Source organism: Pseudoneobacillus rhizolycopersici (assembly GCF_054786815.1).
The window spans coordinates 1-259 of record NZ_JBTOOE010000147.1; the positions used below are offsets into that span (position 1 = coordinate 1).

Consider the following 259-nt stretch of genomic DNA (forward strand, 5'->3'; position numbering starts at 1 on the left):
TCGGCAATCAACCCCGTCAAAATAAAGCTTGTGGTGCCGACAAAACCGCCGTATCTCCCCAACGCGAGAGGGAAGCCGAACGTACCGAACATGTCACAACAAGGTGGTTCGGTCATGATGTAGCTGTAGGTATTAGCTGCTGCGAAAAAAAGCAAGCTAAGCAAGAATCCAATGCTAAATAATGTGCGGCTCAAGATGATCTTTCGTTGTTAGCAGCAAACCCAGCAGCCCAACGCCTGCGCTTCAGCGGCTCGCCCAC

Annotated in this window: 1 protein-coding gene; it reads left to right on the forward strand. The window is 51.4% G+C overall.

The genetic code is table 11. The features are described 5' to 3' along the window. On the forward strand, positions 1–182 hold a 182-nt coding region (locus ACX9YW_RS23190; protein ID WP_460351103.1), incomplete at its 5' end, for a hypothetical protein. Between the last annotated feature and the right edge of the window lie 77 nt (positions 183–259).